This is a genomic window from Lactobacillus sp. ESL0681, from assembly GCF_029392835.1.
Taxonomy (GTDB): domain Bacteria; phylum Bacillota; class Bacilli; order Lactobacillales; family Lactobacillaceae; genus Lactobacillus.
Window position 1 is genome coordinate 1503684 of the sequence record NZ_CP113943.1, and the last position, 18722, is coordinate 1522405.

21 protein-coding genes are annotated in these 18722 nt (G+C 37.9%); 16 read left to right on the forward strand and 5 right to left on the reverse strand.

The window, feature by feature from the left end; all coding sequences use genetic code 11:
• Window positions 1-36 precede the first annotated feature (36 nt).
• From OZX59_RS07180 to OZX59_RS07195, 4 genes are read right to left on the reverse strand one after another with little or no spacing between them, the layout of a single operon-like run.
• Window positions 37-1332, reverse strand: coding sequence for an extracellular solute-binding protein (locus OZX59_RS07180; RefSeq protein ID WP_277125648.1), 1296 nt, complete (start codon window positions 1330-1332; stop codon window positions 37-39).
• Window positions 1316-2005, reverse strand: a complete 690-nt coding sequence (locus tag OZX59_RS07185; RefSeq protein ID WP_277125649.1) for a response regulator transcription factor — start codon at window positions 2003-2005, stop codon at window positions 1316-1318. The genes OZX59_RS07180 and OZX59_RS07185 overlap by 17 nt, the downstream gene beginning before the upstream one ends.
• Window positions 1998-3326, reverse strand: coding sequence for a sensor histidine kinase (locus OZX59_RS07190; protein ID WP_348636456.1), 1329 nt, complete (start codon window positions 3324-3326; stop codon window positions 1998-2000). The genes OZX59_RS07185 and OZX59_RS07190 overlap by 8 nt, the downstream gene beginning before the upstream one ends.
• Window positions 3326-4339: a substrate-binding domain-containing protein gene (locus OZX59_RS07195; RefSeq protein ID WP_277125653.1), complete on the reverse strand. Its 1014-nt coding sequence runs from the start codon at window positions 4337-4339 to the stop codon at window positions 3326-3328. The genes OZX59_RS07190 and OZX59_RS07195 overlap by 1 nt, the downstream gene beginning before the upstream one ends.
• A gap of 201 nt (window positions 4340-4540) precedes the next feature.
• Here OZX59_RS07195 and OZX59_RS07200 point away from each other — a divergent pair, with 201 nt between their 5' ends.
• Genes OZX59_RS07200 through OZX59_RS07220 form a run of 5 tightly spaced genes read left to right on the forward strand, consistent with a single transcriptional unit; the run spans window position 4541 to window position 7577 of the window.
• Entirely contained in the window at window positions 4541-4987 is a 447-nt protein-coding gene (locus OZX59_RS07200) for a PTS sugar transporter subunit IIA (protein ID WP_277125656.1), read from the forward strand.
• Between the two features lie 18 nt (window positions 4988-5005).
• Complete coding sequence (locus OZX59_RS07205) at window positions 5006-5509, forward strand: PTS sugar transporter subunit IIB (RefSeq protein ID WP_277125658.1); 504 nt, start codon at window positions 5006-5008, stop codon at window positions 5507-5509.
• 28 nt (window positions 5510-5537) lie between these two features.
• Window positions 5538-6410 carry a PTS sugar transporter subunit IIC gene (locus OZX59_RS07210; protein WP_277125661.1) on the forward strand — a complete coding sequence of 291 codons (873 nt, stop codon included), beginning with the start codon at window positions 5538-5540 and terminating at the stop codon, window positions 6408-6410.
• A 2-nt stretch (window positions 6411-6412) separates the two neighbouring features.
• Window positions 6413-7258: a PTS system mannose/fructose/sorbose family transporter subunit IID gene (locus OZX59_RS07215; protein ID WP_277125663.1), complete on the forward strand. Its 846-nt coding sequence runs from the start codon at window positions 6413-6415 to the stop codon at window positions 7256-7258.
• 25 nt (window positions 7259-7283) lie between these two features.
• Window positions 7284-7577 carry a DUF202 domain-containing protein gene (locus OZX59_RS07220; protein WP_277125665.1) on the forward strand — a complete coding sequence of 98 codons (294 nt, stop codon included), beginning with the start codon at window positions 7284-7286 and terminating at the stop codon, window positions 7575-7577.
• 55 nt (window positions 7578-7632) lie between these two features.
• On the opposite strand, the gene OZX59_RS07225 is transcribed toward OZX59_RS07220, so the two are convergent.
• A complete protein-coding gene (locus OZX59_RS07225) occupies window positions 7633-8397 on the reverse strand; it encodes a DeoR/GlpR family DNA-binding transcription regulator (protein WP_277125667.1) in 765 nt (254 codons plus the stop codon).
• A gap of 167 nt (window positions 8398-8564) precedes the next feature.
• Between OZX59_RS07225 and hxlA the strand changes: the two genes are divergently transcribed.
• The 11 genes from hxlA to OZX59_RS07280 all read left to right on the forward strand — a co-directional run bounded on the left by hxlA (window position 8565) and on the right by OZX59_RS07280 (window position 18703).
• Window positions 8565-9194 carry a 3-hexulose-6-phosphate synthase gene (gene hxlA, locus OZX59_RS07230; protein WP_277125670.1) on the forward strand — a complete coding sequence of 210 codons (630 nt, stop codon included), beginning with the start codon at window positions 8565-8567 and terminating at the stop codon, window positions 9192-9194.
• 1 nt (window position 9195) lies between these two features.
• A complete protein-coding gene (gene hxlB / locus OZX59_RS07235) occupies window positions 9196-9759 on the forward strand; it encodes a 6-phospho-3-hexuloisomerase (protein WP_277125672.1) in 564 nt (187 codons plus the stop codon).
• Between the two features lie 91 nt (window positions 9760-9850).
• Window positions 9851-10294 carry a PTS sugar transporter subunit IIA gene (locus OZX59_RS07240; RefSeq protein WP_277125674.1) on the forward strand — a complete coding sequence of 148 codons (444 nt, stop codon included), beginning with the start codon at window positions 9851-9853 and terminating at the stop codon, window positions 10292-10294.
• Window positions 10295-10310: 16 nt separating this feature from the next.
• On the forward strand, window positions 10311-10814 hold the full coding sequence (locus OZX59_RS07245; RefSeq protein WP_277125658.1) for a PTS sugar transporter subunit IIB: 504 nt from the start codon (window positions 10311-10313) through the stop codon (window positions 10812-10814).
• 28 nt (window positions 10815-10842) lie between these two features.
• The gene (locus tag OZX59_RS07250) at window positions 10843-11712 is read left to right on the forward strand and encodes a PTS sugar transporter subunit IIC (protein WP_277125676.1); all 870 of its coding nucleotides are present in this window, start codon (window positions 10843-10845) and stop codon (window positions 11710-11712) included.
• 2 nt (window positions 11713-11714) lie between these two features.
• A complete protein-coding gene (locus OZX59_RS07255; protein WP_277125678.1) occupies window positions 11715-12560 on the forward strand; it encodes a PTS system mannose/fructose/sorbose family transporter subunit IID in 846 nt (281 codons plus the stop codon).
• A gap of 16 nt (window positions 12561-12576) precedes the next feature.
• The gene (locus tag OZX59_RS07260; protein ID WP_277125679.1) at window positions 12577-12873 is read left to right on the forward strand and encodes a DUF202 domain-containing protein; all 297 of its coding nucleotides are present in this window, start codon (window positions 12577-12579) and stop codon (window positions 12871-12873) included.
• A 382-nt stretch (window positions 12874-13255) separates the two neighbouring features.
• On the forward strand, window positions 13256-14233 hold the full coding sequence (locus OZX59_RS07265; protein WP_277125681.1) for an amidohydrolase family protein: 978 nt from the start codon (window positions 13256-13258) through the stop codon (window positions 14231-14233).
• A 35-nt stretch (window positions 14234-14268) separates the two neighbouring features.
• A complete protein-coding gene (locus tag OZX59_RS07270; protein WP_277125683.1) occupies window positions 14269-15246 on the forward strand; it encodes an NAD(P)-dependent oxidoreductase in 978 nt (325 codons plus the stop codon).
• Between the two features lie 153 nt (window positions 15247-15399).
• Complete coding sequence (locus tag OZX59_RS07275; RefSeq protein WP_277125685.1) at window positions 15400-17313, forward strand: beta-glucoside-specific PTS transporter subunit IIABC; 1914 nt, start codon at window positions 15400-15402, stop codon at window positions 17311-17313.
• A complete protein-coding gene (locus OZX59_RS07280) occupies window positions 17300-18703 on the forward strand; it encodes a glycoside hydrolase family 1 protein (RefSeq protein ID WP_277125687.1) in 1404 nt (467 codons plus the stop codon). The genes OZX59_RS07275 and OZX59_RS07280 overlap by 14 nt, the downstream gene beginning before the upstream one ends.
• Window positions 18704-18722 lie beyond the last annotated feature (19 nt).

The window sequence follows — 18722 nt, forward strand, 5'->3', positions numbered from 1 at the left end:
AGGTCTTTGACGCTAGGGTCAAAGACCTTTTATTTACTATTTTTCCTCACTTTGATTAATTTGTGATTGAATATTAAATAATTGAGTTTCTAGATTTCCTGCTTTGAGCGCATTTTGGATTTTGTAATCGAGTTCTTCGCATTTATGGTTATAATCCTTAAATTTGGGATATACCGCACCATCACGCATAATAGAGTCTAATTTTTTAACAGTTAAGTTATGGTAATCAATGACTTTTTCGTCTAAAATTTTTTGAGCAGCTCGACTCTTAACGACACTAGGCAATACTGATGCCCCCATGTTAGTCTTCATTACCTCATATTGGACATCCTGATTGGTGCATAATAATTTCATGAAATCCCAAGCTGCCGCAGGATTCTTGGCTTTGCTAGAAATGGCAAACATCGAAGTTTCCATCGGAGTTGAATGTGCCGCTAGTTTACCAGGCATTTTGGTACATTCCCATAAAAAATTGTTGTTGCGTGTGATATGAAATGGATAGGAAGTATAAGTACGATATTGTGCTAAGCCTAGGGGCATAAAGGCGACACGCCCTTTATCAAAAAGCTGGGAAGTAACATTATAAGAAGAAACATCGTTGGTTAGGTTTTCGACCAAAGAGAAGGCCTTACGTGCTTTATCAGTTGCCAGTTGTACACTACCATCGGTTTTACTAAATAATTCGTTACCGTATGCCAGTTGTGCATCCTGCCAATTATAACTGCTGGTGACACCATAATATTGCTTCTTTTGATTAGATTGCACTATTTGATGACAAAGTTGATAGAATTGCTGTGGCGTCCAGTTCTCTTGCGGAGAGGATACCTGTAGTTTTTTTAGCAACGTTTTATTCATAACCATTAATGTAGGATTGGCTTCATATGGCAAAGCTAGCTGTTGACCATGATATTGACCGGCTTTTAGCGTACTAGGATAAAAAATTTGACTATTAAAGTTTTCTTGTTTCATCATCGGTGTCAAGTTTTTAAAGGCGCCTTCACTGGCTAAGGAATTAAAGTCTTGATTAGGTACGATTAATAAATCAGGGGTTTGATGTTCGATGATTTTTTCACTAAGCCAATTACGATATTCATCTTGTTGAATGCCACTTTCATATTTAATTTTAATATCGGGATGTTGTTGCTTAAACTTTTTAATTGCGTAATCAATCACGTGGTATTGGTGGCCATTGGGCACGTTCCAACTGCTACTAGTGTAAAGACCGATGGTTAGTGTTTTTTGCTGGGTACGTGTATGGTGATACCAAAAAGTTGCACCAGTGATTAAGCAAATAATGACAGTTAGGGAAATCAGTTTATTTTTTCGAGTCATCATCATCACCAATTGGCTCACTTGTAACACCAGTTTGGACAGCCCAAATCGCAAGTTGGGTACGATCGCGCAATTGTAATTTATCTAAAATTCGGGAAATGTAGTTACGTACTGTACCTTCAGACAAAAATAATTTAGCAGCAATTTCTTTGTTAGATAAGCCGAAGCCTACCTGCTGGATAACAGTCCATTCTTGTTTAGAAAAATTTTTAGTGTCTTTATCATTAACGCGAATTGCATAATTAGCTTGGGCCATCTTAGAAAACAACTTGAAAACTTTTTCTGCAATATTGGGATTGATCATTGCTCCACCATGATAGACCGTCTTGATGGCCTCGTATAATTCGTCAGTTGATGCCCCCTTGAGCAGATAACCTGATGCACCATACTTTAAGGCACTAAAGATAAAATCATCATCATCAAAAGTAGTCAGAATAATGACCTTGATTTGAGGATATTGTTCTTTCACGTATTTAGTGCAAACTGTGCCATCCATCTTCGGCATACGGACGTCCATGAGAATAATATCTGGTTGCCGCTTTTTTAAGCTGGTTAAAACTTCTTGACCATTATTAACAGTATCAATTACCGTAAAATCGGGATTAGCATTGAGAATAATCTTAAGTGAATCCTTAATCAGTTGTTGGTCATCTGCGATCACAATTTTAATCATTTATTTCTCCTTCCATTGGAATTTCAACTTTAGTCACGAATCCGTTACTACCATCAAAACTAATTTTACCGTTGATAATTGCGACTCGCTCTTTCATTTGGGTAATGCCATAACCAGGCTTGATTTTAGGGGTACCAGAACCATTATCTTTGATTAATAGCTGATAGCGATGTTGTTCTAAAATAGTACAGTTAATGGTGATTTCATCAGCGTGGCCATGTCTTAAGGAATTAGTAATTGACTCCTCAATAATCCGGAAAATCACGTTTTCAGTAGTTTTTTCAAAATCGGTTGTTCCCCAGTGATAGTTAAAATTAATTTTAATCTGTGACAGTTCGGCGTATTCTTGTAACATCTTGCGTAAGGATTCGGCTAACGTATAATTCTTAAGTGCTCCTGGGCGAATGCGATTGAGCGCCTTGCGGACATCTTTAATCCCTTGCTTAACTGCAACTTGGATTTTACCAAGTTGCTTTTTGGTTGCAGCGTGATCAATGTCGATTAATACTAAACTGGCATCAATTCCAGCATCAATCCCGGTTAGAACGTGACCGACCGAATCATGTAAATCACGTGCAATACGTTTACGTTCCCGATCTTGGGCAATGTGTTCGGAGAGTGCGGCATAATTTTTTAATTCATCATTGGCTTTGGAAGCTAACTTCAATTTATTTTGGATGTCATTTTCTTGATTTAATTGGAAAATAGCAAAATAAATCAAAATTAAGATGAAAAAAGTTAAGTTGAAAGTTGAAATAAAATTTTTCCAAAAGATGAGGGTAGAGCCAATTTGAGCAGGTAAAAAACTTAAATAAGTTGTTAGATCCGGCAAAGTTAACAGATGGCTAATAATTGAATAGTCAGTGACCAATAAGATCAGCAATAGGCTAATTGCAACCAGGATCCAGATCAGATAGTCGTGAAAGTTATACTGATTGCGGTTACTAATAATGAAGTCGACAAAAATTAATAAAAAGACACCATTATAAGTCATTCTCAGTGAGATAAAGACCACAATTGCAAGTAAAAGTTCTGCTAACAAAATCAAATTGTTCAGTTCAGAATTATGATTAAAGTGATGATTATGATGATGAATAAACATCAGACTTGCTAAAATGAGAAAGCTGATACTACTTTGCCAAAAAATGGCTTGTGGCGAATCCGGAATATGCTTTAAGGAAGTTAATAGTTGGTATGATTGACCAGTCTTGATAACATAATCTGTTGTATAGGTAAATAAAGTGGCATTGAATAAAATAGCGAAAAAATTTAGCCATAACATCATTCGGCGCAGAATGATTAAGTGCTTAAACTTGGGCATCATTGCCACCCCAGAGCATTGTAATTATTGATATTGTTGTTAGTGATTAGATAAACAGGCAAAATAATTTTATGTTTAACCTGTTTACCGGCAATTAATTTGTAAGCAGTCTTTACCGAGGCTTTACCTAAATTGATTGGCGATTGGGCCGAAGTAGCAATGGCATTCGGATTGACGCCAAGCAGTTTTTTCATATTTTCTGAGCCATCAACGCTGTAAACATTGATTTTTCGTTTAATTTTAGCTTCGTCAATTGCGGCAAGTGCGCCCACTGCTGCTTGGTCGTTTAGTGCCATAATTGTATCGAATTTTGGCTTTTGCTTAAGAGCTTTTTCAACTAATGGCAAAGTGATTTCTGATTGACCATAAGTGTTTATTTTTTTGACGATTTGGAACTTCTTCCGATTAGGTGCTTGCTTAATTGTATCTGTGAAGCCCTGAATCCGATTATTAGCAGAATAAGCGGAATAATGCTCAAGTAGTAAAATTTTAGCATGCTTTTTATGAGTTAGGAGATGCCTAGCGCACAATTGTCCAGCTTTATAATTGTCGGATAAAATAACGCAATCGGCATCCCGGTCTGATTTCATTTGCGAATCAACCATTACGATTTTAATTCCTTTATTTTTAGCACGATGTAAAGCGGCCAGAATTTTATCACTATTACCATCAACAGGATTAATAATAATGGCATTAACACCTTTGGCAATAAAAGAATCGATTTCTTCAACTTGTTTATCAACAATGAGCGCCGGATCGCGATTATATAATTTACCGTGATGATCTTCAACGTAATTAGCAATCTGTTCATTTAAAACCGGGAAAAAGTTGTTGTTCATCGTCATATAGGTTGAACCAATCTTAACTTGGGATTTTTGACTGGGATTAACGATAAATAATAGCCAAACTAATAAAATAAAAAAGACAGCTGCAAAAAGTTCGCCGCCAACGAGTAGAGGTACTCGTCTATGGGAATTATTTTTAGGCTGTTTTTTTGCATGCGTGAATTTCATTGTTCATACCCTACCAACTAAAATACTCACTAGTCTTTTCCTAATTATCGCCGAAACTAAGACGACATTCAACGACATTTTAGAAAGCACTTACAGATAATGACATTTGTCACTCATAGTTTAGTGACATTTAGCACTGGTAGCGTATCCAAAAATTATGATAATTTTAATTTATCTTAATTGAAGAGAGGAATAAAGGCAGTGAAATATTTAATTTTAGTTTCGCATGGTCAATTTGCAGAAGGTGTCAAAACCTCATTGGAAATGTTTGCTGGCGATGCTGTGAAGAAGACTTTTGCTTTGTGCCTGCATAATGGGGATTCTCAAGCAGACTTTAACCAACAAGTAGAGGCCTTTTTGCAGGAGCAACAGTTTGCAGCTGATGATGAGTTTATCGTCTTAGCAGATATTATTGGCGGCAGTCCGCTGACAACTTTTTTAGCGGCTTTTGCCAATCATAACTATCTGGAAAATGCAGTTGTTTTGGGTGGGATGAACTTCTCGATGGCACTTACAGCAGCAGTGTCACTAGATATTATGACTAAGGAAAAGATTGTTCAGACTGCCTTAAGTGAGGGTCAAGCTGCTATGAAGCAGTACGAACCTGAGGCGCAAGCAGCTGATGAAGCTGATGAAGATGATATTTAACTTTTAGGAGGAAGAAAAATGGTAGTTTCATTAATTAGAGTTGATGATCGGATTATTCACGGGTTGATTACGACTCGTTGGGCTAAGGAACGTCCATGTGACGGGATTATTGCTGTGAATGATAAGGCAGCGACTAATCAGATTTTGAAATCAGCCTATAAATCGGCTGGTGAAGATCAGGGTAAAAAGACCTTTGTTTGGACGATGGATCATTTTGAAAAAGTGCAAGATAAGGTGCTAAATTCTGCAACACGCTACTTTGTGATTACTAAGAATCCCTTGGATATGAAACATATTCTGGTTGATCTTAACTTTGTTCCGAGTGATCAAAAAGAATTGATCGTTGGACCAGGAAATGACCGCGATGGCGCAATTAAGCTAGGAAGCAATCAGTCCTTTACGCAAGAAGAAGGTGATGCCTTTGAAGCAATCAGTCAAAAAGGTTATAAAGTCCACTTTGCCTTGTTGCCAGACAAACAATTGGGGTATTGGGATAAGTTTAAAGGAAAATTTGGTTATTAAATAAAATTCTATAAAGAAGGAGAAGAAAATGACAATTAGTTGGTTTCAAGCAGCCATTTTAGGTTTTTTTGCATGTTTGTGTTCAAATTCCTGTATGGCTGGTCAAGCAGTAGGTAATTATACAATTGGTCGACCACTAGTGGGTGGACTAGTCTGTGGGATCGTCTTAGGAAACATTCCTTTAGGAATTGCTTGTGGGGTTGCCACGCAATTAGTTTATATTGCTCTAGTTACTCCAGGTGGTACGGTTGCAGCTGATGTCCGGGCGATTTCTTATATTGGGATTCCTTTAGCAATGGTGGCAATTTCATCACGTGGCTTAAATCCGATGGGAGCTAACGCTGCTAATATGGCTAAATCGTTGGCTACATTAGTAGGGACGTTAGGTTCAGTGCTGTTTTATGCAGTAGCATTTCTAAACTTGGTTTGGCAAGCCTTTGGCTGGAAAGATATTGAAAAAGGTAAGTTAAATAATCTTTACGGGGTCAACTTTGGTTGGCCATGGTTATCACACTTGGTATTTTCATTCTTACCAACAATGTTAATGACTCACTTCGGTGCTCAAGCAGTTACAGCGCTAAGAACGGCACTACCAATGGACGGGATTCCAATGAAGACCTTGTTCACGGTTGGAGCCATGTTACCATGTGTCGGAATCGCGATTTTATTACGGCAAATTATCAATAAGGCGTTAGACTTTATTCCATTTTTAGTTGGTTTTACGCTAGCAGCCTCACTTCACTTAAACTTGGTTGCAGTTACTGTTATATCATTACTGTTTGCAGTAATTATGTACGAAATTGAAATGGCTAAAGGTTCAGACAATTCGGGCTCCGGTGCGCAAACTGCCGCGGCCAATGATGTTCCAGTAGATGATGATGAAGAAGAGGAGGACATTTAATAATGGAAAATACTGATACAAAAAAGCTAAGTCACAAGACTTTAAGCAAATCTTTTAACTTGTGGTTCTGGGGTGCCTTAACTTGTTTTTCACAGGAGCATATGCAAACTTTTGGCTACCTGTGTTCAATGTTGCCGGTTATTAAAGAGTTATATCCTAATGATGCCAAAGCACAAAAAGATAATATTCAAGCATATACGGCTTTCTTTAATACTAACCCAATGCTTGGTTCAGTAATCGTTGGGACCACTGCCAGTCTGGAAGAAGCTCGTGCTAATGGTACAGGAATTGATGGTCAAACGATTAATGACATGCGCGCTGGTCTAATGGGTCCAATCGCTGGTATTGGTGACTCATTAATTGATGGTACCTTGATTCCAATTTTGTTAGGAATTGCGCTAGGGATGTCACGCAACGGCTCACCAGTCGGTGCAATCTTCTACATTGTCGTTTGGGACTTAATTGCTTATTTCGGACAACGGTTCTTGTATTTCCGTGGCTATAAGTTAGGTGACCAAGCAGTTAACTTCTTAGTTGGTAAACAAGGTAAAGCTGTTCGCCGCGCCATTGCCATTGTCGGTGGGATGGTTGTTGGTGGCGTGTTAGCTACTTGGGTTAACGTTACTACTTCTTTACAATTAAAGGATAGCACTGGCAAAGTTTTCTTGGATTTACAGAAGCAGCTTGATGGAATCTTTCCAGGATTATTAACAGTGATTGTGACGCTATTTTGTTGGTGGCTAATGGCTAAGAAGCATGTTTCAGCAATTTGGACGATGATTATCTTAATCGGAGTTGCCTTTGTTGGGGTAGTCTTAGGTGTATTTAACCCAGGTTTGAAATACTAATTTTATTAAGAAAGAAGCTAAGTTGATGACTGCTGCAGAACTGACAAAAGGTTATCAAGATGAAGTAAGTTTTCAAAAAAAGATGTTGCAGAATTTGCAATATTGGTTACAGTTTTTCTTGACGATTGGTGCCATTGGCTTTGTTCTTGGTTACTATTTTTATCAAAAAACCACTTGGCTATTTGTTATTGGGACGATTATGACAGGTATTGGTGCTATTGGAGCACTGATAATTGCCTATGGACGACATCGCGGTAAGCAAAATGTCAAGTTAATTATTGCAGATTACCAAAAGCAAATGGCAACTTTAGAAAAATAGATAAAAAGGCAAAATTCAATTTGAAATTTTGCCTTTTTTATATGAAAAAATAGTTTTAAGCTTTACTACGAATAACTGTTACTTTTTGCTGCAAGTCTTCTAATGTTTTTGCAGGAATATTATTATCGGTAATTAGCAAGTCGATGTTATTCCAAGTCGAATATTGGCTTAAAGATGTATAGACTGCTTTAGAACTGTCTGCTAAAACAATCTTCGTTTGACTATTTTGCATTATCTTTTGCTTGATTTCGCCATCGTTAAAGCTGTTACCGGTTGGACCCTGATGTTTGGCAAAGCCGGAAGTCCCTAAAAAGGCAGTGTCGATTTTAATGGTATTGAGAAATTCTAATGTTTGTGTGCCCATGACCGACATCGTAGCGGGATCAATAACTCCGCCCAGAATAATAATCCGATTTTTGCTAGCAGCAAGTTCATTGATAACAGGGATTGATGAAGTAAGAATAGTATAACCACTTTTGTTTTTTAAGGCTTTTGCAAGCCACAGTAGCGTACTGCCCGCATCAATGAAAATAACTGCTGATTTTGGCATATATTCTAGTGCTTTGTTGCAAATAGCCACTTTTTGACTTTGGTTGACAGTCATGCGTTGTTCAACAGCTGGAATATTAAAGTCATTAACTGGCATTACGGTGCCAAACCATTTAGTGATTTTCCCGTCTTTTTCAAGTTGCAGAATATCTCTTCTAATAGTTTCTCTAGAAACTGAGAATATTTTAGCTAAGGTACTAATTTTAACTGTGCCATTTTCCGAAATGTATTGTACTAACTTATTCCGCCGGTCTAGTGATTTGTTTGTCATCATGATTCTCCTCAAGCCCTACGCTACTAAGAATTATCTTAACTAATTGGAGGATAATATGCAATTTTTGTCCTAAAATGTGTATTTTTGCAAATAAAAGTTGCAAATATACATAAAAATGGTATTATTTTGTTGTAAGCGATTTAGAAAACCAAGGAGGATAACAGATGAAATTACAATTGGCACTTGATGACATTAGCTTAGCTGATGCATTGGCTTTGGGAGAAAAGGTCAGGGATTATGTGGATATCTTTGAAATTGGTTCTCCATTTATTATTGACGAAGGGATGCATGCCGTACGTGAATTTAGGAAAAGATTCCCAGAAAAGGAAATTTTAGCTGATACTAAGATTGCAGATGCAGGTGATTATGAAGCTCAACTAACCTTTGACGCGGGAGCAGATTATTGTACGGTTGTCTCAATTACCGATGATTTGACGATTAAGGCGTGTGCCCAAACTGCTGCCAAAAATAATAAAAAGGTTTTTGTTGATACAATTAATGCCCATGATTTAACTAGACGAGTAGCAGAATTAAAGCGTCTTGGTGTTGATAGCATTAGCGTGCATGTTGGTGTTGATGAACAAGCAGCTGGTGGAACTCCGCTAAATGCCCTTAAAGAAGTTAAGGCTGTCAGTGGTGATATGTTAATTTCGGTAGCTGGTGGCATTAAGCCAGCGACTGTTGATCAGTATGTTGCAGCTGGTGCTGACATTATCATTGTGGGTGGTGGCATTAACCATGCAGCTGATCCAGTGGCAGCAGCCAAAGAAATATCACAAAGGATTCATCAATAATATGAAAACAGCAAAATTACCAATTATTGTGGCAGAAATTAGTAAATATGGTAAGCAAATTGATACAGCTCAGATAGAGGCAACTGCTAAGTTGATCTATCAAGCTCAAAGAATTTTTATTGCAGGTGCAGGTCGCTCTGGTTTTGCGGCGCGAGGTTTTGCTAATCGGTTAATGCAATTGGGACTGATCGTTTATTTTGTAGGTGAAACTACTACGCCAGCAATTCAGTCGGGTGATTTGTTACTAATTGGTTCTGGTTCAGGAAGTACCAGCAGTTTAGTGATTGATGCCAAAAAAGCTAAGCAGATTGGTACCCAAGTGGCATTATTAACGATTTATCCAGACTCAGAAATTGGTCAACTTGCAAATTGCATGATTGAAATCCCCGGTGGTACCCCTAAGAATGAGTCGGCAGATACTGATACTGCTAATTCAGAGCAGCCAATGGGGACCCTGTTTGAGCAGCTTAGCTGGTTAACTTATGATGCATTAGTTATGGAGTTAATGGACTTAACAGGTGAAACTGATGAGACGATGTTTGCGCGGCATGCAAATTTAGAATAGTAAATTGTTGAAATTACTGATCTGGATAAATTATTTGAAGGATCAGTTTATTTTTAAGATTATTGGTAAGCGGTATCAAAGAGGAATAGAATTGAGATATTTAATTTTAGTATCACATGGGCGACTTGCTGAAGGAATGAAAACTGCTCTTGAAATGTTTTCAGGAGATGCTACAGATCAATCTTATGCATTATGTTTGCATAAGGAAATGACTGCAGCTGATTTAAAACATGCTACGGAAGAGTTTTTAAAGAAGCAGAACTTTGCTAAAAATGATCGATTTATAATATTAGCCGATATTATTGGTGGAAGTCCATTAACTACGGTTTTAGATGTTTTTTCCAACTACGGATTTCTACAACAGTCGACTGTTGTAGGTGGGATGAACTTTTCTATGGCATTAAACGTAATAATTAATTTGAATTTGAATATTTTAAGTGAAGAAGAATTGGTAAATAAAGTATTAAGTGAAGGTCAAGCAGCCATCAAGCAGTACGAACCTGAGGCAGAAACAGCTGACGAAGATGATATTTAACTTTTAGGAGGAAAAAATGGTAGTTTCATTAATTAGAGTTGATGATCGGATTATTCACGGGTTGATTACGACTCGTTGGGCTAAGGAACGTCCATGTGACGGGATTATTGCTGTGAATGATAAGGCAGCGACTAATCAAATTTTGAAATCAGCCTATAAATCGGCTGGTGAAGATCAGGGTAAAAAGACCTTTGTTTGGACAATGGATCATTTTGAAAAAGTGCAGGATAAGGTGTTAAATTCTGCAACACGCTACTTTGTGATTACTAAGAATCCCTTGGATATGAAACATATTCTGGTTGATCTTAATTTTGTTCCTAGTGATCAAAAAGAATTGATCGTTGGACCAGGAAATGACCGCGATGGCGCAATTAAGCTAGGCAGCAATCAGTCCTTTACGCAAGAAGAAGGTGATGCCTTTGAAGCAATCAGTCAAAAAGGGTATAAAGTCCACTTTGCCTTGTTGCCAGACAAGCAATTGGGGTATTGGGATAAGTTTAAAGGAAAATTTGGTTATTAAATAAAATTCTATAAAGAAGGAGAAGAAAATGACAATTAGTTGGTTTCAAGCAGCCATTTTAGGTTTTTTTGCATGTTTGTGTTCAAATTCCTGTATGGCTGGTCAAGCAGTAGGTAATTATACAATTGGTCGACCACTAGTGGGTGGACTAGTCTGTGGGATCGTCTTAGGAAACATTCCCTTAGGAATTGCTTGTGGGGTTGCCACGCAATTAGTTTATATTGCTTTAGTTACCCCAGGTGGTACGGTTGCCGCCGATGTGCGGGCAATTTCTTATATCGGGATTCCTTTGGCAATGGTGGCAATTTCGTCACGTGGCTTAAATCCGATGAGTACAGCAGCTGCGAACATGACAAAATCATTAGCTACATTAGTGGGGACAGTTGGTTCTGTTTTATTTTACGCTGTTTGTTTTTTAAATTTAGTTTGGCAAGCCTTTGGCTGGAAAGATATTGAAAAGGGCAAGTTAAATAACCTTTATGGGGTTAACTTTGGTTGGCCATGGTTATCACACTTAGTGTTCTCATTTTTACCAACGATGTTAATGACGCACTTTGGTGCTCAAGCAGTTACTGCCTTGAGAACGGCGCTACCAATGGACGGAATTCCGATGAAGACCTTGTTCACAGTTGGGGCTATGTTACCATGTGTCGGGATCGCCATTTTATTACGGCAAATTATCAATAAGGCACTTGACTTTATTCCATTTTTAGTTGGCTTTACGTTAGCAGCTTCACTTCATTTAAACTTAGTAGCCGTTACTGTTATATCATTACTGTTCGCGGTTATTATGTATGAAATTGATATGGCAAAAGGTAATGATAATCCAAAAATTAAAACCAGTGTAGCCTCAACAAATGGTGATATGCCAATGGATGATGAAGAAGAGGATATTTAATAATGGAAAATACTGATACGAAAAAATTAAGTCATAAAACACTTAGTAAATCCTTTAACTTGTGGTTCTGGGGTGCCTTAACCTGCTCTTCACAAGCTCAATTGCAAACTTTTGGCTACCTGTGTTCAATGTTGCCAGTTATTAAAGAGTTATATCCTAACAATATACAGCAGCAGAAAGATAATCTTCAAGCATATACAGCATTCTTTAATACTAACCCAATGCTGGGTTCGATCATTATAGGAACAACTGCCAGTCTAGAAGAAGCGCGGGCTAATGGTATGGAAATTGATGGCCAGACGATTAATGATATGCGGGTTGGACTAATGGGTCCAATCGCTGGTATTGGTGACTCATTAATTGATGGTACTTTGATTCCAATTTTGTTAAGTATTGCATTGGGAATGTCACGTAACGGCTCGCCAGTTGGGGCAATTTTCTACATTGTTGTTTGGGATTTAATTGCTTATTTCGGACAACGGTTCTTGTATTTCCGTGGGTATAAACTGGGTGACCAAGCGGTTGAATTTCTAGTTGGTAAACAAGGAAAGGCAATTCGCCGTGCCATTGCCATTGTCGGCGGCATGGTTGTTGGTGGCGTGTTAGCTACTTGGGTTAACGTTACTACTTCTTTACAATTAAAGGACAGTACTGGCAAGGTTTTCTTGGATTTACAGAAACAACTTGATAGTATTTTTCCAGGATTATTAACAGTCATTGTTACCCTATTTTGTTGGTGGTTAATGGCCAAGAAGCGTGTTTCATCAATTTGGACAATGGTTATTATAATTGGAATTGCTTTTGTCGGGGTAGTCTTAGGTGTATTCAATCCAGGATTACAATATTAATTAATAGGAGATAAAAGTGACGATTAAAGAAATAACTAAAGGTTATCAGGATGAGGTAAGTTTTCAAAAAAAGATGTTGCAGAACTTGCAATATTGGCTACAATTTTTCTTGACGATTGGTGCAATTGGCTTTGTTCTTGGCTATTATTTTTATCAAAAAACCACGTGGTTATTTATTATCGGGACAATTATGACTGGTATTGGAGTTATTGGAGCACTAATAATTGCCTATGGACGACATCGCGGTAAGCAAAATGTTAAGTTAATTATTGCGGATTACCAAAAGAAAATAGCGACTTTGAAAAATAAGTAAGTCTAATATGTAAAATCACATGCAGTGTCTGATGATATTTAGTTAAGTTAATGGATTTAACAGTTGAAACTGACAAGACAATGTTTGCGCGGTATGCAAATTTAGTAGTAAATTTATTCCTTAAACCGATTGCATAAAAAATAGAACAATGTTAAACTAACTTTGTTAAAAAATGGATTGTTACTCTTTGAGGCATTACCATTAGTTAATCTTTTTTGACTAATAGTAATGTTTCGAAGAGTTTTTTTGTTTTACGGAGGATATTTTAATTTGAAGTGTTTGGGTAGGTATCGAATAAAAAAACGCTAGTTTCTTGCAGGTGATATGTTGTATAGGTTATGGTGAGCAGGTAAAGTAAACTAGGTCAGGAGGACTTTTAATTATGAAGAAGATTGACGGACATTTCCATTTGGTGCGTTCACTGGCTGGATTCAATGGTAAAGGTGCGATGAATCCGTTAGGCAACGGGCAAGTTGTTTGGGATTATGATGGCTCAGTTATTAAGTTGCTTCCAGATGGTTGGGGTGAAGATAATTTTACAATTGAGTCAGCTTTAAGGGTAATGGATGACCATGATGTTGCTAAGGCGGTTTTACTGCAAGGGAGTTTGTATGGTTATCAAAATTACTATGCTTACCAAGCAGTTAGGGAGCATCCTGATCGTTTCATTGGAGCATTTTCAGTTGATCCGTTTAGTGAACATTATATGAAAATTGTTCAAAGATATGTTGAAGATCTGGGATTTCGTGCAATGAAATTTGAAGTAAGTCAGGGCGGCGGCATGCATGGTTATCATATGACTACACCATTTCGCCTGGATACTGATCCTCGCGTTGGCCGGATTTTTCATTTTGTTAATGATTATCCAGGATTTGTAATTACTGTAGATTATGGTGATGCGAGTCAATATAGTTACCAGCCTGAAGCAATTGCTAATTTAGCTAAAATGTATCCTAAACTTGATTTTGTAGTTTGTCATCTATCGTTTCCGAATGCTGATCATCTTGATCGTTTGCAAAATGCACTTGAGCAATGGCAACCATACAGTAATATCTATACAGATATTTCGGCAATTCAAGATATTGAGGGTGAAACTAACTTTCCATTTCCACGTTGTCAAAAAGATGTTGCATTAGCCAAAGAAATTTTAGGAGCTAAGCGGATTATTTGGGGAACAGACTCGCCTTGGTCAGCTACTTTTAATAGCTATGAAGAGTTGGCTACTTGGCTAGAACAGACTAATATTTTTACTCCTACTGAATTAGTTAATGTCTTGTATAATAATGCCGAAAAAGTTTACTTTAAAGATGCGGCGATTGCCGCTGTAAAGAATACTAATGATTCTGCTTTGAAAAATTAGTGCAAGAAAAAGATTGTTATTGTGGAAAGGATATTATGGCAAAATCAAAAGTTTTAGTGACCGGAATTATACCGGAACAAGGAATTAAAGAGCTGCAAGATGTATTCAAGGTCACATATTCACCCGCTAAACCATTTTCTCGTGAATATGTTTTAGCACATTTACACGAGTATGATGGCTTATTGCTAATGGGGCTAAAAGGTGACCAAGAGTTGATAGCTGCTGGATCTAATCTGAAAATTATTGCCACCAACGGTGTTGGCTTTGATCACGTTGACATTGAATATGCAAAGCAAAAAGGAATTGTAGTTGCTAATACTCCCCAGGCTGTTAGAGTCCCGACTGCGGAGATGACGTTAACTTTATTATTGGCGACAGTACGGCATTTACACGAATATGACAAGACTATTCGTTCGGGTAATTGGATTGATGTTAGTCAGCCGCGATATATGGGGATGGGTTTAGCTTCAAAAACTTTGGGAATTTATGGTATGGGTCGAATTGGCAAAACCGTAAGTAAATTTGCACAAGGTTTGGGAATGCAGGTAATTTACCACAATGTCCATCGGTTAGCACCTGAACTAGAACGAAAGCTAAAAGTTGAGTATGTTGATTTTGATACCTTGGTTAAAACGTCAGATGTTATTACTCTGCATGCACCAGCGACGCCAGCTACTAATGGTAAATTTGATAAAGCCGTTTTTGAACGAATGAAAGATACCGCATACATAATTAATGTGGCTCGTGGTTCTTTAATTAAGCAAACTGATTTAATTGCAGCTTTAAAGCAGCACAAGATTGCTGGTGCGGGACTTGATGTCTTTGAAACCGAACCAGAAGTTCCAGAAGAATTGCGTTTACTAGATAATGTTGTCTTGTCACCGCATGCAGGGACAGGTACTTTACAAGCGCGAATCGCAATTGCCAAGGAGGCTTCAGCAGATATAATTTCATTATTAAGAGATGACAAAGCTAAAAATATGGTCAATGATGTTACAAAATATATGAATTAGTAGTAGTCAAATTTATTAGCCAAGTATTTTGTTATTAAAGATTCATTCTGAGTGCATATTTTAGGCAAAAATAAGCAATCTACGGTAAAATTTATTTGTTTAAAATAGAGGTTTACTGTTATATATAGTAAAGTTTAATGAAGGAAATAAATCATGGATTTTCAAGCTTTAGCTAACAACATTTTAACGAATGTTGGTGGCAAGGATAATGTGGTAAGTCTAGATCATTGTTTTACTAGATTGCGTTTCGTTTTAAAAGATGATTCCAAGGCTAATGGTGATGAAATTGCACAATTAGAGGGTGTAATTCAAGTCATGCGGGCCAATGACCAATTCCAAGTGGTGCTTGGTAATAATGTTGGTAAAACATATGATGTATTAGCACCAATGTTAGATCAGAGTGACTCTGGTTCTACGCAACATTCAGATGATAAAACAGGTATTGGTAATAAAATAATTAATGCGATTGCGGCTATTTTTACGCCAACGATTCCGGCTCTAGCAGCGTCTGGAATGATCAAGGGTGTTTTGGCAATCGCGGTAATAATTGCAACCAATGTCTACCATACCGATATTACTAAGTTTGATACCTATATCATCTTTAATGCTGCATCTGATGCACTCTTTTATTTCATGCCAATAATTTTGGCGCGTACGTCTGCCAAGGTTTTTAAAACTAATGAGTATATTGCAATGGTAATTGCGGGTACGCTTTGTTACCCTTCAATTGTTGAGTTAATGACGGGTAAAGGTGCAGTTACGCTTTTTGGCTTACAATTAACCAAGGCTAGTTATACTTCATCAGTAATCCCAATTATTATTGCGGTCTTTATCTTGGCGTACTTAGAACGTTTTATTGACAAGATTATGCCAGAAGTACTAAAAATAATTATGGTTCCAACCTTATGTTTATTAATTATGGTTCCGGCAACTTTAATGATTTTTGGTCCGATTGGCATTTATATTGGTAACTTCATTAATTGGCTTTACTACTTGATTATGGACTTCAGTCCAATTTTATTAGGTGCCTTTATTGGGGGAATTTGGTGTGTATTAGTTATTTTTGGTGCGCATCGGGCAATTGTGCCAATTGGCATTAACGATGTTGCTAAGACTGGTCATCAAAATCTTTTGGCCTTTGCTGGTGCAGCCAATTTTTCGCAAGCTGGTGCAGCTTTAGGCGTATTTTTAAAAACTAAAAACAAAAATCTAAAGACAGTTTCTGCTTCGGCAACGATAACTGCGCTGTTCGGGATTACTGAGCCAGCTATTTATGGTGCTAACTTGCGATTAAAGAAGCCGATGATTTATGCAGTAATTAGCGGTGCTCTTGGTGGTGCCTTGATGGGTTGGGGCGGTGCTTCAGGTAATGCCTTTTCTAACCAAGGGGTTTTGACCGTTCCAGTATATGCTAGTGCAGGTGCTAAAGGCTTCGCCTGTTACGTAATTGGTTGTCTGATTGCCTTTTTCGGGGCTTGCTTGTTAACTGTGATTTTTGGCTTTGAAGATTTACCAGAAAAAACTGTTGCGGCTAATGGCGAAGCAGCGGCTGTTACAGATAGTTCGGCTAAAGTGGCAAGTCCGATAACGCTAGCAACTCCAGTTGCTGCTCCACTTAGTGGAGAGGTGGTTGCTTTAAGTCAAGTTGCTGATGAGGTTTTTGCCTCAGAGGCAATGGGCAAAGGTGTGGCAATCGTGCCAAGCAGCGATGAAATTGTTGCTCCAAGTGATTGTGAAGTAAAAGTATTATATCCAACTCTGCATGCAATTGGCTTGGAACTTACTAATGGACTTGAATTACTAATTCACATTGGTAAAGATACAGTTGAACTTAAGGGAAAATATTTCACTAGCCATACTGAAGTTGGCGCACATTTGCATAAGGGTGAGCCAATTGTCACCTTTAATAGTACTGAGATTAAAAAAGCTGGCTATGATTTGACTACTCCAGTAGTAATTACTAATGCTGATCCGGCTGCTCAAATTGAAGTTACGACTTCAGGTACTGTGGCAGCAACCGATAATTTAATGAATTTTAAAGGTAAGATAACTAATGAAGAAATTTAACAAGGACTTTTGGTGGGGGGCATCCTCATCAGCCTTTCAAATTGAGGGTGCTTGGGATGAAGCTGGTAAAGGCGAATCTGTTGCTGACTACAATTCCTTTAAGCATTCTGGGCAGCAGGCCGATACTAAAGTGGCTAGCGATTTTTATCATCATTATCGTGATGATATTAAGTTGATGAAGCAAATGGGGATGAAAGTTTATCGCTTTTCGATTGCTTGGACTAGAATTATTCCCGATGGCGATGGCGAGATTAACCAAGCCGGCATTGACTTTTATAATGATGTCATTAATGAGCTGCTCGCTAATGATATCCAACCTTTTGTAACCCTCTATCATTTTGATTTACCATTTGCTTTAGCTAAGAAATACAATGGCTGGGCTAGTCGTGACTGTGTGGCGGCTTTTCGTCGTTATGCGCAAATTTGTTATCGCGCTTTTGGTGACCGAGTTAAGTATTGGCAAGTCATTAACGAACAGAATCTGATGATTCGTGTTAACGAACGGATGAATATGGATAATGTTCCAGCTGCTGAAGCCGAAAAGGTGCGAGCACAAATGGATTATCACATGTTTTTAGCTTGTGCATATGCAATGGCAGATTGTCATGAAATGGTTGATCATGGCAAAGTTGGCCCAGCAGTTTCATCAACAATGACCTATCCAGTTAGTGACCGTCCACAAGATGTTTGGGCTGCGCGGATGAATGATAATTTTAAGACGAATTATGCGCTGGAAATGTATTGCTTTGGCAAATATCCGGGCTATTATGTCGATTACTTGCAAAAGATGCGGATATATCCTGAAACTCAGTCCAGTGATGAAGCAGTTTTGCGTGCTGCAAAACCTGACTTTATCGCGGTTAATTATTATCGCACGCTGGCTGCTGAGTATTTGTCGGTAGATGAGCAGCACGTTTGGGGACAGCGTCAAGGTGATGTTGACTTTAATTTAAATGGTTATTTTAAAATTCAGCCCAATGAGCATTTGCAAGCAACTGAATATGGCGCTCAGATTGATCCGACTGGCTTTCGTTTAGTTTTAAATGACTATTATGAAAAATATCGGTTGCCAATGATTATTACCGAAAATGGCTTAGGGACTGCTGATGAGTTAACCAGTGATGGTCAAATTCATGACCAATATCGAATTGATTATCTTAAAGCGCACATCGAAGCCTGCTATGATGCAATTCAAGATGGTGTTGAATTGTTCGGTTATTGTCCGTGGTCGGTGATGGATATCTTGAGTTCACATCAAGGCTTTAAGAAACGTTATGGCTTTATTTATGTCGATCGGACTGACTTTGATCTGAAAGAATTGCGCCGAATTCCCAAAGATAGCTTTTATTGGTATCAACAAGTAATCAAGAATAATGGAATTGCTGACTAAATAATTTTGATTTTAAAAA

Excerpts from the sequence above, each read along its gene's own strand:
- OZX59_RS07280 (WP_277125687.1), top strand. The coding sequence starts at position 17,300 with ATGAAGAAATTTAACAAGGACTTTTGGTGGGGGGCATCCTCATCAGCC.
- OZX59_RS07270 (WP_277125683.1), top strand. The coding sequence starts at position 14,269 with ATGGCAAAATCAAAAGTTTTAGTGACCGGAATTATACCGGAACAAGGA.
- OZX59_RS07185 (WP_277125649.1), bottom strand. The coding sequence starts at position 2,005 with ATGATTAAAATTGTGATCGCAGATGACCAACAACTGATTAAGGATTCA.
- OZX59_RS07215 (WP_277125663.1), top strand. The coding sequence starts at position 6,413 with ATGGAAAATACTGATACAAAAAAGCTAAGTCACAAGACTTTAAGCAAA.
- OZX59_RS07180 (WP_277125648.1), bottom strand. The coding sequence starts at position 1,332 with ATGACTCGAAAAAATAAACTGATTTCCCTAACTGTCATTATTTGCTTA.
- OZX59_RS07205 (WP_277125658.1), top strand. The coding sequence starts at position 5,006 with ATGGTAGTTTCATTAATTAGAGTTGATGATCGGATTATTCACGGGTTG.
- OZX59_RS07190 (WP_348636456.1), bottom strand. The coding sequence starts at position 3,326 with ATGCCCAAGTTTAAGCACTTAATCATTCTGCGCCGAATGATGTTATGG.
- OZX59_RS07250 (WP_277125676.1), top strand. The coding sequence starts at position 10,843 with ATGACAATTAGTTGGTTTCAAGCAGCCATTTTAGGTTTTTTTGCATGT.
- hxlA (WP_277125670.1), top strand. The coding sequence starts at position 8,565 with ATGAAATTACAATTGGCACTTGATGACATTAGCTTAGCTGATGCATTG.
- OZX59_RS07225 (WP_277125667.1), bottom strand. The coding sequence starts at position 8,397 with ATGACAAACAAATCACTAGACCGGCGGAATAAGTTAGTACAATACATT.
- OZX59_RS07255 (WP_277125678.1), top strand. The coding sequence starts at position 11,715 with ATGGAAAATACTGATACGAAAAAATTAAGTCATAAAACACTTAGTAAA.
- OZX59_RS07210 (WP_277125661.1), top strand. The coding sequence starts at position 5,538 with ATGACAATTAGTTGGTTTCAAGCAGCCATTTTAGGTTTTTTTGCATGT.
- OZX59_RS07275 (WP_277125685.1), top strand. The coding sequence starts at position 15,400 with ATGGATTTTCAAGCTTTAGCTAACAACATTTTAACGAATGTTGGTGGC.
- hxlB (WP_277125672.1), top strand. The coding sequence starts at position 9,196 with ATGAAAACAGCAAAATTACCAATTATTGTGGCAGAAATTAGTAAATAT.
- OZX59_RS07245 (WP_277125658.1), top strand. The coding sequence starts at position 10,311 with ATGGTAGTTTCATTAATTAGAGTTGATGATCGGATTATTCACGGGTTG.
- OZX59_RS07265 (WP_277125681.1), top strand. The coding sequence starts at position 13,256 with ATGAAGAAGATTGACGGACATTTCCATTTGGTGCGTTCACTGGCTGGA.
- OZX59_RS07195 (WP_277125653.1), bottom strand. The coding sequence starts at position 4,339 with ATGAAATTCACGCATGCAAAAAAACAGCCTAAAAATAATTCCCATAGA.
- OZX59_RS07220 (WP_277125665.1), top strand. The coding sequence starts at position 7,284 with ATGACTGCTGCAGAACTGACAAAAGGTTATCAAGATGAAGTAAGTTTT.